This is a genomic window from Pantoea sp. CTOTU46764, from assembly GCF_031974595.1.
Classification (GTDB): domain Bacteria; phylum Pseudomonadota; class Gammaproteobacteria; order Enterobacterales; family Enterobacteriaceae; genus Pantoea; species Pantoea trifolii.
In genome coordinates this window covers 1-11,154 of sequence record NZ_DALYOQ010000104.1, presented here as the reverse complement: position 1 = coordinate 11,154, position 11,154 = coordinate 1, and the positions used below count along the sequence as shown (strand labels likewise).

Genomic DNA, 11,154 nt, shown 5'->3' with positions numbered 1-11,154 from the left:
CATCTTCCTCCCCCATTTATGGGGGAGGACCGAGGAGGGGGACAGCCAGCACAATTACACCAACAAATGCTTCGCGTGGAAACGCAGATGGTCTTCCACGAAGCTGGCGATAAAGAAATAGCTATGGTCGTAACCCGGCTGAATGCGTAACTCAAGCGGGAAACCTTGCTCACGCGCCACGGCTTCCAGTCGCTCTGGACGCAGTTGATCGGCGAGGAACTGGTCGCTATCCCCTTGATCAATCAGAATCGGCAAGCGCTGTTCCACGTCACGCATCAACAGGCAGCTATCCCATTCACGCCACGTCTGACGATCTTCACCCAGATAAGCGGCAAAGGCCTTCTGGCCCCACGGCACTTCGGTCGGATTGACGATCGGCGCGAAAGCCGAAGCAGACGCAAAACGCCCGCCGAGACGCAGTGCCAGCACCAGCGCACCGTGTCCGCCCATAGAATGCCCCATCACCGACTGACGATCGCTCAGCTTAAAGTTATCCGCCACCAGCTCCGGCAACTCGCTGCTGAGGTAATCGAACATGCGGAAGTTCGCCGCCCACGGCTGCTGCGTGGCGTTGAGGTAGAAACCTGCGCCCTGGCCGAGATCGTAACCGCTGTCGTTCGCCACCTCGTCACCGCGCGGGCTGGTGTCCGGCATAATCAGCACCAAACCCAGCTCCGCAGCAACGCGCTGTGCACCGGCTTTGGTGGTGAAGTTCTCATCGCTGCAGGTCAACCCAGCGAGAAACCACACCACCGGCGGCGGCGCGTCACTCTGCGGCGGCGGCAGAAAAATGCTGAAGGTCATCGGACAGTTCAGCACCGCCGACTGATGACGCCAGCGCTGCTGCCAGCCACCAAAGATGCGATGCTCTTCTAACAGCTCCAAAGTGGAAGCCATAACGTCTCCTGATTACTTAGTAAAATGCACCACCGTACGAATTGATTTCCCTTCATGCATCAGATCAAAGGCGTCGTTAATCTCTTCCAGCGGCAGGTTGTGGGTGATGAAATCGTTCAGCGCGAATTTACCGTCGAGGTAATCCTGCACGATACCCGGCAGCTGTGAACGGCCTTTCACGCCACCAAACGCGGAACCACGCCATACGCGACCGGTCACCAGCTGGAATGGACGGGTAGAAATCTCCTGGCCCGCGCCAGCCACGCCGATGATCACCGATTCGCCCCAACCTTTATGGCAGCACTCCAGCGCCGAACGCATCACGTTGACGTTTCCGATGCACTCGAAGGAGAAATCGACGCCACCGTCGGTGAGTTCAACGATCACATCCTGAATCGGCTTATCGTGATCTTTCGGGTTGATCAGATCGGTTGCACCCAATTTGCGCGCCAGATCGAATTTACTGGTGTTGAGATCGATACCAATGATGCGGCCGGCTTTAGCCATTTTCGCGCCAATGATCGCTGACAAACCAATGCCGCCGAGGCCGAAGATCGCCACGGTATCGCCTTCTTTCACTTTAGCGGTATTCATCACCGCGCCCATGCCGGTGGTGACGCCGCAGCCCAGCAGGCACACTTCTTCCAGTGGCGCTTCTTTGCTAATCACCGCCAGCGAGATTTCCGGAACCACGGTGTATTCAGAGAAAGTTGAAGTGCCCATGTAGTGGAAAATCGGCTTGCCGTCTTTGAAGAAGCGGGTGGTGCCGTCTGGCATCAAACCTTTGCCCTGAGTGGCGCGAATCGCCTGACACAGGTTGGTTTTGCCCGAGAGACAGAACTTACACTTGCCGCACTCTGGGGTGTAAAGCGGAATCACGTGGTCGCCGACGGCTACGCTGGTCACGCCTTCTCCGACCGCTTCCACCACGCCGCCGCCTTCGTGGCCGAGGATCGCCGGGAATACGCCTTCCGGATCTTGCCCAGACAAGGTGTAAGCATCGGTGTGGCACACGCCGGTGGCCACGATGCGCACCAGCACTTCACCTTTTTGTGGTGGCATCAGATCCACTTCTTCGATTTTCAGCGGTTCGCCAGCTGCCCAGGCAACGGCGGCGCGGGTTTTAATCATGTTCATGCAATCCCTCTTCCTGTAGATGCGGGACAAAAGCCCCGATGGTCGTGATGTCGATAAAACAGAAATTCACTCGGCAACGTGCAGCGGATGCCGCAACTCGTCGTTAACCGGGCGATCGTCAAACAGTTCAATAATCAAATATTTCAGCGCTTCCACGTTGGGAGTAAACGCATCGCGTCGCCACATCAGCCAGGTGGCGGTATCGCGGTAAGCGGGCGGTAACGCATGTTCCTGCACGCGTGCGCGCGCCGGCATTTGCGCCAGCACCGAGGCGGGAATCATCGCCACGCCCGCGCCACCGGCCACGCACGCTACCATCGCGTGATAGGACTGAATCTCCATCACGCTGCTCGGCGCGGTCTGGCTTTCGCGATACCAGGCTTCCAGCTTGGTGCGGTAGGAACAGCTATTGCGGAAAGCAAACAGCGTGTCGCCTTGTACATCGCGCGCGCTGGCAATCGGCGCATGTTCCGGGCTGGTGATCAGCACCATCTGCTCGTTAAAGGCAATGCAGCCGTTGAGATCGTCGTGCGCCACCGGGCCATCCACCAGCGCGGCAGCCAGCGTACCTTCACGCACCTTGTCGATGATTTCACCGGAGGTATTGGTGATCAGCGACAGCTCCACAGCCGGAAAACGCTGGTGATAGGCCGCCAACAGCGCGGGCAGCCGCGTCGCGGCGGTGCTCTCCATCGAACCAAGTGCGAAATTACCGCCCGGCTCACCGGCGCGCGCCATATTCAGCGCTTCATCGCTCAGCGCCAGGATGCGCTGCGCATAGTTAAGGAAATTGTGGCCCATTGGCGACAAACGAATGCGTTGCTTCTCACGAATAAACAGATCAACGCCAATTTCATCTTCCAGCTGGCGCAGACGCGTGGTGAGATTGGAAGGTACGCGATGGAGTTGCTCGGCGGCACGCGCCAGCGAACCGGATTCGGCGACGGAGCAAAACATGCGGAGCTGTACTAAATCCATATTCTCTTCTCGTAAACAACTTGGTTAGTATTATTCACTTTCCGTGAGTTTAAACGTCATGCATGCTAGTGACAAGTGATAAAACATCCTGAGGTCGGTATGGCGTTTCGTGTCGCGCTGAGCGCGTTCTTAAGTTTAGTGGTTGCAATGGGGATTGGGCGATTTGCTTTCACGCCGCAGGTTCCGCTGATGATTCATGACCATCAACTGACGCTCACCAGCGCCAGTCTGGTGGCAGCACTCAACTATCTCGGTTATCTGTTTGGCTCTTTTGATGCGATGCGTGCGCGCAAACGCGTCGAGTGGCGCTTACAGGCGGGCGTGTGGGGCGCGGTGATATTAACGCTGCTGTCGGCCTGCGTTAGCGGTCCGTGGTTACATGGCCTGATTCGTTTCCTGATTGGCTGGGCCAGCGGCTGGGCCATGGTGTTGCTGGCGGCATGGGCCAGCGATCAGCTGCATCATCATGGTCGTCCAGGCTTGCTGGCAGCGGTGTTTGCCGGCCCCGGCACCGGCATCTTTATCAGCGGCATGCTGGCCGTAGCGCTGCATGCCAGCGGCGTCAGCGCCGCCTTTGCGTGGGCGGCGTATGGTTTGCTGGCGCTGTTGTTGATTGGCGCGATTGCACGTTTTCTGCCGCGTACCGGCCAATTGCATCGTCCCGATCAAGCGGCATCGCCGCTGGTGCTGAATGGCGATTTAAAACGACTAGTGTTTAGCTACAGCCTTGCCGGCTTTGGCTACATTCTGCCCGCCACCTTTCTGTCGCAAATGGCGGCGGCGCGTTTTCCTGACAGCGCCTTTGCCCAGTTTGTCTGGCCGGTGTTTGGCGGCGCGGCGGTGATCGGCATCGTGTTGGGCATCCTGACGCGTCGCTGGGGCAGCAGCCATGCGCGTTTAGCAATGGTGCTGTGGGCGCAGGCATTGGGCGTTATCGCCGCGATTGTGCTGCCAGGTTTAAACGGTCTGATGCTGGGCGCCGCACTGATTGGCGGCGGCTTCCTGTGCGTGGTGCAACTGACGCTGCAATATGGTCGTGAGCTGGCACCGCAGCATGCGCGCTATCTTGCCGGTTTGCTCACCACCGGATATGCGGTTGGGCAGCTGGCCGGTCCGCTGCTGTCGTGGATTTCCAGCATGCTGTGGCATCAACTGGAACCGGCGCTGTGGGTGGCGGGCGCCAGTTTAATCGTTGCCGGGATGCTGGTTTTACGTCGCCGCACGTGATGAAAAGCTTATCGGAATGATTACTGGATTAAGGGCGCGGAGTATTTCACAATACGCGCTCAGAATTTCCCCCGTGGGCAAAGACCCGCGGGCGCATCACCTGCCGGAGAAGAGTAAATGAGTATCTTAAGTCAGGAAGCCGCCCTGGTTCACGAAGCGCTGTTGGCGCGTGGTCTGGAAACGCCGTTACGCGCCCCGGTGCGTGAAATGGATGACGACGCACGTAAACGCGAAATTGCCGGCCACATGACGCAAATCATGCAGTTGCTGAACCTGGATCTGGAAGATGACAGCCTGATGGAGACGCCGCACCGCATCGCCAAGATGTATGTGGATGAGATTTTCTCAGGTCTGGATTACGCCAACTTCCCGAAAATCACCGTCATCGAAAACAAGATGAAAGTGGATGAGATGGTCACCGTGCGCGATATCACGCTGACCAGCACCTGCGAACACCACTTTGTGATTATCGATGGCAAAGCCACCGTGGCGTATATCCCGAAAGAGAAAGTGATTGGCCTGTCGAAAATCAACCGTATCGTGCAGTTCTTCGCCCAGCGTCCGCAGGTGCAAGAGCGCCTGACGCAGCAAGTGCTGGTGGCGCTACAAACGCTGCTGGGCACCAATAACGTTGCGGTATCGATTGATGCGGTGCATTACTGCGTGAAAGCGCGTGGCGTGAAAGATGCCACCAGCGCCACCACCACCACCTCGCTGGGTGGCTTGTTCAAATCCAGCCAGAACACGCGACAGGAATTTTTACGCGCAGTCCGCCACAGCTAATCTGTTTGGGCGACAGCGTGTCGCCCGATTTCTTCTCTCCGTCAGGGCACTCGATGCAACGCTATCTCGCGCTGGATTTCATTCGTGGTTGCGCCATTCTCGGCATCTTGCTGCTAAACATCGTCGGCTTTGCGTTGCCATCGGCAGCTTATCTCAATCCGGCGTGGCGCGGCGAGGCTTCAATATCTGATGCCTGGACATGGGCGATCATGGATGGCCTGGCGCAGCTGAAATTCCTCACGCTGTTTGCCTTACTGTTTGGTGCTGGCCTGTACATGCAGGCACCGCGCGGCAGCCGCTGGATGTCGGCGCGTTTGACGCTGCTGGTGCTGCTCGGTTTCATTCACGGCATCTTTTTCTGGGAAGGCGATATCCTGCTGGATTACGGCCTGATTGGGCTGATTATCTGGCGCATGCTGCGTGATGTGCCGTCCGACCGCGCGCTGTTACAAACCGGCGCATTACTCTATTTGGTCGGCTGTGGCGTGTTGGTGGTATTCGGCTTAATTTCCAGCCCCAATCCAACGAATTCCTGGCTGCCGGGCGCGGCGGAGCTGCAATATGAAAGCTACTGGAAACTGCTCGGCGGTTGGGAAGCGGTGCAGAATCGGCTGGATCACCTGTCATCCGGCTTAATGGCGCTGGCGTCACAATATGGCTGGCAGCTGGCGGGGTTGATGTTGATTGGTGCGGCATTGATGCGCAGCGGCTGGCTGAGCGGGCAATTCAGCGTGGAGCATTATCGCCGTGCGGCGGCGCTGCTGCTCACTATCGGCTGGCTGATCGCCATTCCCGGCATCGCCGCGCAGTGGATGATTGGCTGGGAATTCCGCTGGACCGGTTTCTTCCTGCAGGTGCCGCGCGATCTTGCCAGCCCGTTTATCAGCCTCGGTTATGCCGCACTTTGTCTGGGATTCTGGCCGCACATTGCGTCATCGCGCATCAGTTACGCCATTCAATGCGTTGGCCGCATGGCATTGAGCAATTACCTGTTACAGACGCTGATTTGCACCACGCTGTTCTACCGTTTCAACCTGTTCCTCAAGTTTGACCGCCTGCAGCTGCTGGCCTTTGTACCGGCTATCTGGCTGGTTAATATCCTGTTTTCCGTGCTGTGGCTGCGCGTCTTCCCGCAGGGGCCAATGGAGTGGATCTGGCGCAAACTGACGCGTCTTGCTGCTGGAAAATCTGACCCTTCCTCCTCGCTCAGATAATGATGTTCATCACAAAGGTTGCAGAATTGTATGTAACCGTTTTCATTGATGTGACGTGATTCACGTAGTCGTGCCAGATGCCCTGACAGAATAGCGCCGTTACGCGCTTGTCGCGCATTTTCAGCCTTTGTGGAACAGCTGCATGATAACGATTCGTGATGTCGCCCGTCAGGCCGGTGTGTCAGTAGCCACCGTGTCACGTGTGCTCAATAACAGCAGTGCAGTCACCGCCGATACCCGTGAAGCCGTGCTGGCCGCCGTTGACGCGTTAGGCTATCGCCCGAACGCCAATGCGCAGGCGTTGGCCACGCAAATCAGTGACACCATTGGCGTGGTGGTGATGGATGTTTCCGATCCCTTCTTTGGCGCGCTGGTGAAAGCGGTCGATACCGTGGCGCAGCGCGTGCATAAACACGTGTTAATCAGTAACTCCTGGCATCAGGAAGAGAAAGAACGTCACGCAATTGAGGTGCTGATACGTCAACGTTGCAACGCATTGGTGGTGCACGCGAAAACGCTTTCAGACGCTGAACTGACGCAGTTTATGGATCAGGTTCCGGGTATGGTATTGATTAACCGTACAATTACCGGTTATGAACACCGCTGCGTCTGCCTGGATAATGTCACCGGTGCTCAGGTAGCGACGCGCATGTTGTTACAACAGGGACATCAACGCATTGGCTTCCTCAGCTCCAGTCACCCGATTGAGGATGTGACGCAACGACGCGAAGGCTGGCTGCAGGCCTTGTCAGAGCAGGGAATTCGCCCGCAGGAGTCATGGATAGCGCATGCTGAACCTGACATGCAAGGCGGCGAAGCAGCGATGGTGGAATTACTTGGCCGTAACTTACATTTAACAGCGGTGTTTTCCTACAATGACGGCATGGCAGCGGGTGCATTGACCGCTTTAAAGGACAACGGCATCCAGGTTCCACAGCATTTCTCTGTCATTGGCTTTGATGACATTCCCATCTCCCGCTACACCGATCCGCAGTTAACTACGGTCCGTTATCCTATTGTTTCTATGGCAAAACTTGCCACTGAGCTGGCGCTGAAAGGTGCTGTTGGTGAGCTGGATATCAATGCATCACACTGCTTTATGCCCACGCTGGTACGTCGCCATTCTGTCGCCCAGCGGCAAATTGTGGAGTCGGTCACTAATTCAGGCGATAGCACAGTGTAACCGTTTCCAATCTGTGATTGCATTCACAGTTAATTAACATGCCGCTCACTATGATGGCAGCGTCTTACCGGACTGAAACATCATGTAACGCTGAGAAATCCACTTCCCAGCCGGTTTCAGTAGTCGATTGAAATAGTTCACAACACTCTTCAGGAAGCGTTTACCTACAGGGAAGTCAGGATTGCGATGGTGGCCCGGCTTTGCGTTACGCGTCCGCCCATTATCAGGTTTACAACCGACGGCGCTGTTTGCCCGCAGGCAAATAGCGCAATGAAATGCCCTACATAAAAACCGGAGATACCATGAATAAGAAGGTTTTCACGCTCACAGCACTGGTTGCCAGCATGATGTTTGGTGCAACTGCGCACGCCGCCGATACCCGCATTGGCGTGACGATTTACAAATACGACGACAACTTCATGTCGATGGTGCGTAAGGACATTGAGAAAGAAGCGAAATCATTGGGCGGCATTCAGCTGCTGATGAACGACTCACAGAACGACCAGTCCAAACAGAACGACCAGATTGACGTGCTGATGGCTAAAGGCGTGAAAGCGCTGGCTATCAACCTGGTGGATCCGGCTGCTGCGGCAGTGGTGATTGATAAAGCGCGCGGCAACGACGTGCCGGTGGTGTTCTTCAATAAAGAACCTAACGCCAAAGTACTGGCCAGCTATCCGAAAGCCTACTACGTCGGTACCGATTCTAAAGAGTCAGGCATTATCCAGGGTCAGCTGATTGAGAAGCACTGGAAAGCTACGCCAGCGTGGGATCTGAACAAAGACGGTACGATTCAGTTTGTGCTGCTGAAAGGCGAGCCGGGCCATCCGGATGCTGAAGCGCGTACCAAATACGTGATCGATACCCTGAACAAAGACGGTCTGAAAACGCAGCAGCTGGCGATGGATACCGCGATGTGGGACACCGCACAGGCTAAAGACAAAGTTGACGCCTGGCTCTCTGGCCCGAACGCCGACAAGATTGAAGTGATCATCGCCAACAACGATGCGATGGCAATGGGTGCGGTTGAAGCGCTGAAAGCGCACAACAAAACCAGCATTCCAGTGTTCGGTGTCGATGCACTGCCAGAAGCACTGGCGCTGGTGAAATCAGGCGCACTGGCCGGTACCGTGCTGAACGATGCGGAAAACCAGGCGAAAGCGACGCTGGATATTGCTAACAATCTGGCCAATGGCAAAGAGCCAACCGCTGGCACCAACTTCAAGATGGACAACAAAATCGTACGTGTTCCTTACGTACCAGTAGATAAAGAAAATCTGTCGCAGTTTGTGAAGTAATTCATCCTGGGCGCGGCATTTCGCCGCGCCTTATTGCATCTGACCAACGCTTTATTTAGCCAGGTAAATTATGGCCAGTGAGAATCCGACCACACAGCGTGAATATCTGCTGGAGATGACGAATGTCTCTAAATCATTTCCAGGGGTTAAAGCCTTAGATAATGTGAATTTAAAAGTGCGGCCGCACTCCGTTCATGCATTAATGGGAGAAAACGGCGCCGGGAAATCTACATTATTAAAATGTCTGTTTGGGATTTATAAAAAGGATACGGGGAGCATCCTGTTTCAGGGTGAAGAAATTGATTATAAGAGCTCCAAAGAGGCGCTGGAAAATGGCGTTTCCATGGTGCATCAGGAATTAAACCTGGTTCTGCAACGCAACGTCATGGATAACATGTGGCTTGGCCGTTATCCACGTAAAGGCGTGTTTGTCGATCAGGATAAAATGTATCGCGATACCAAAGCGATCTTTGATGAATTAGATATTGATATCGATCCGCGCGATAAAGTCGCCACCTTATCTGTCTCGCAGATGCAGATGATCGAAATCGCCAAAGCTTTTTCCTATGACGCGAAGATTGTCATTATGGATGAGCCGACATCATCGCTGACCGAAAAAGAAGTGAATCACTTGTTCACGATTATTCGTAAGCTGAAAGATCGCGGCTGCGGCATTGTCTATATCTCGCATAAGATGGAAGAGATATTCCAGCTGTGCGATGAGATCACCATTTTGCGTGATGGGCAGTGGATCGCCACTCAGCCGCTGGAAGGGCTGGATATGGACAAGATCATCTCGATGATGGTTGGCCGTTCATTGAACCAGCGTTTCCCGGACAAAACCAACGTGCCGGGGGAAACTATTCTTGAGGTGCGCCATTTAACCTCACTGCGTCAGCCTTCGATTCGCGATATCTCGTTCGATCTGCGTAAAGGTGAAATTCTTGGTATTGCCGGTTTGGTGGGCGCCAAGCGTACCGACATCGTCGAAACTCTGTTTGGGATTCGCGAAAAGTCGGGCGGTACTATTAAGCTGCATGGCAAGAGCATTAATAACCACAGCGCCAATGAAGCTATTAACCACGGCTTTGCGCTGGTGACAGAAGAGCGTCGTTCCACCGGTATTTATGCTTATCTGGATATTGGCTTTAACTCGCTTATCTCCAATATTAAAAAGTATAAATCCAGCATGGGGCTGCTCGATAATAAACGCATGAAAAGCGATACCCAATGGGTGATTGATTCGATGCGCGTGAAAACGCCAGGTCATCATACGCAAATTGGTTCGCTATCCGGTGGTAACCAACAAAAAGTGATCATTGGTCGCTGGTTATTAACGCAGCCGGAAATATTGATGCTGGATGAACCAACGCGCGGGATTGATGTGGGCGCGAAATTCGAAATCTACCAACTTATTGCTGAGTTGGCGAAGAAAGAGAAGGGCATCATTATTATCTCTTCTGAAATGCCAGAACTGTTGGGTATTACCGATCGTATTTTAGTGATGAGTAATGGCCAGGTAGCAGGCATTGTTGATACCAAAACGACCTCGCAGAATGAAATCCTGCGTTTAGCGTCATTACACCTTTAATGAAGCAAGGGCTTTAACATGAAAGCGACTACTAAAAAGAATGCGCTAACCTGGTTAAAAGAGGGCGGCATTTACGTTGTCCTGTTTGTACTGCTGGCAATTATTATTTTCCAGGATCCAACGTTCTTAAGTTTAATGAACCTAAGTAATATTCTGACCCAATCCTCAGTGCGTATTATTATTGCATTGGGCGTGGCCGGTTTGATTGTCACTCAAGGTACGGACCTTTCAGCGGGTCGTCAGGTAGGTTTAGCGGCGGTGGTGGCAGCAACGCTGTTGCAGGCGATGGATAACGCGAACAAGGTGTTCCCGCATCTGGGCACCGTGCCAATTCCGGTGGTTATCCTGACCGTGTGCATCATCGGCGGCGTGATTGGGCTGGTGAACGGTGTGATCATTGCTTACCTCAAGGTAACGCCATTTATCACCACCCTGGGCACCATGATCATCGTTTACGGCATCAACTCACTCTATTACGACTTTGTGGGTGCATCGCCGATTGCCGGTTTCGATCCTGGCTTCTCCAAATTTGCTCAGGGCTTCCTGCGTTTCGGTGACTTCAAACTGTCGTTTATCACCTTCTACGCCGTGATTGCCATCGTATTTGTTTGGGTGCTGTGGAATAAAACCCGTTTCGGCCGCAACATCTTCGCTATCGGTGGTAACCCGGAAGCGGCGAAAGTGTCTGGCGTAAACGTACCGTTCAACCTGATTCTGGTGTATGCACTGTCTGGCGTGTTCTACGCGTTCGGCGGGATGCTGGAAGCGGGCCGTATCGGCAGCGCCACCAACAACCTCGGCTTTATGTATGAGCTGGATGCGATTGCGGCTTGTGTGGTCGGCGGA

10 protein-coding genes are annotated in these 11,154 nt (G+C 54.4%); 7 read left to right on the top strand and 3 right to left on the bottom strand.

Translation table 11 applies throughout. The features are described 5' to 3' along the window. Positions 1–54: 54 nt before the first annotated feature. From fghA to ptrR, 3 genes are all read right to left on the bottom strand, one after another. Positions 55–897, bottom strand: coding sequence for an S-formylglutathione hydrolase (gene fghA, locus RTM06_RS21910; RefSeq protein WP_008104985.1), 843 nt, complete (start codon positions 895–897; stop codon positions 55–57). Between the two features lie 12 nt (positions 898–909). Further along, entirely contained in the window at positions 910–2,034 is a 1,125-nt protein-coding gene (locus tag RTM06_RS21905; protein ID WP_064739274.1) for an S-(hydroxymethyl)glutathione dehydrogenase/class III alcohol dehydrogenase, read from the bottom strand. A gap of 66 nt (positions 2,035–2,100) precedes the next feature. Further along, positions 2,101–3,012, bottom strand: coding sequence for a putrescine utilization regulator PtrR (gene ptrR, locus RTM06_RS21900; protein ID WP_101763711.1), 912 nt, complete (start codon positions 3,010–3,012; stop codon positions 2,101–2,103). 99 nt (positions 3,013–3,111) lie between these two features. On the opposite strand from ptrR, the gene RTM06_RS21895 reads away from it, so the two are divergent. The 7 genes from RTM06_RS21895 to mglC form a co-directional block, all read left to right on the top strand. Then, a complete protein-coding gene (locus RTM06_RS21895; RefSeq protein ID WP_256696909.1) occupies positions 3,112–4,239 on the top strand; it encodes a YbfB/YjiJ family MFS transporter in 1,128 nt (375 codons plus the stop codon). Between the two features lie 117 nt (positions 4,240–4,356). After that, positions 4,357–5,022, top strand: coding sequence for a GTP cyclohydrolase I FolE (gene folE / locus RTM06_RS21890; protein ID WP_008104975.1), 666 nt, complete (start codon positions 4,357–4,359; stop codon positions 5,020–5,022). A gap of 53 nt (positions 5,023–5,075) precedes the next feature. Beyond that, positions 5,076–6,236: a DUF418 domain-containing protein YeiB gene (gene yeiB, locus RTM06_RS21885; protein ID WP_256696908.1), complete on the top strand. Its 1,161-nt coding sequence runs from the start codon at positions 5,076–5,078 to the stop codon at positions 6,234–6,236. 142 nt (positions 6,237–6,378) lie between these two features. Continuing rightward, positions 6,379–7,419, top strand: coding sequence for an HTH-type transcriptional regulator GalS (galS, locus tag RTM06_RS21880; RefSeq protein WP_312184701.1), 1,041 nt, complete (start codon positions 6,379–6,381; stop codon positions 7,417–7,419). 302 nt (positions 7,420–7,721) lie between these two features. Then, the gene (mglB, locus tag RTM06_RS21875; protein ID WP_256696906.1) at positions 7,722–8,717 is read left to right on the top strand and encodes a galactose/glucose ABC transporter substrate-binding protein MglB; all 996 of its coding nucleotides are present in this window, start codon (positions 7,722–7,724) and stop codon (positions 8,715–8,717) included. Positions 8,718–8,787: 70 nt separating this feature from the next. Beyond that, on the top strand, positions 8,788–10,308 hold the full coding sequence (gene mglA, locus RTM06_RS21870; protein WP_110866613.1) for a galactose/methyl galactoside ABC transporter ATP-binding protein MglA: 1,521 nt from the start codon (positions 8,788–8,790) through the stop codon (positions 10,306–10,308). Between the two features lie 18 nt (positions 10,309–10,326). Next, positions 10,327–11,154, top strand: an 828-nt coding sequence (gene mglC / locus RTM06_RS21865; RefSeq protein WP_312184700.1) for a galactose/methyl galactoside ABC transporter permease MglC, incomplete at its 3' end; no start/stop codon positions are given.

What these genes read in the sequence shown, in the direction of transcription:
- galS (WP_312184701.1), top strand. Translation starts at nt 6,379, where the DNA reads ATGATAACGATTCGTGATGTCGCCCGTCAGGCCGGTGTGTCAGTAGCC.
- fghA (WP_008104985.1), bottom strand. Translation starts at nt 897, where the DNA reads ATGGCTTCCACTTTGGAGCTGTTAGAAGAGCATCGCATCTTTGGTGGC.
- mglA (WP_110866613.1), top strand. Translation starts at nt 8,788, where the DNA reads ATGGCCAGTGAGAATCCGACCACACAGCGTGAATATCTGCTGGAGATG.
- RTM06_RS21895 (WP_256696909.1), top strand. Translation starts at nt 3,112, where the DNA reads ATGGCGTTTCGTGTCGCGCTGAGCGCGTTCTTAAGTTTAGTGGTTGCA.
- yeiB (WP_256696908.1), top strand. Translation starts at nt 5,076, where the DNA reads ATGCAACGCTATCTCGCGCTGGATTTCATTCGTGGTTGCGCCATTCTC.
- mglB (WP_256696906.1), top strand. Translation starts at nt 7,722, where the DNA reads ATGAATAAGAAGGTTTTCACGCTCACAGCACTGGTTGCCAGCATGATG.
- RTM06_RS21905 (WP_064739274.1), bottom strand. Translation starts at nt 2,034, where the DNA reads ATGAACATGATTAAAACCCGCGCCGCCGTTGCCTGGGCAGCTGGCGAA.
- folE (WP_008104975.1), top strand. Translation starts at nt 4,357, where the DNA reads ATGAGTATCTTAAGTCAGGAAGCCGCCCTGGTTCACGAAGCGCTGTTG.
- ptrR (WP_101763711.1), bottom strand. Translation starts at nt 3,012, where the DNA reads ATGGATTTAGTACAGCTCCGCATGTTTTGCTCCGTCGCCGAATCCGGT.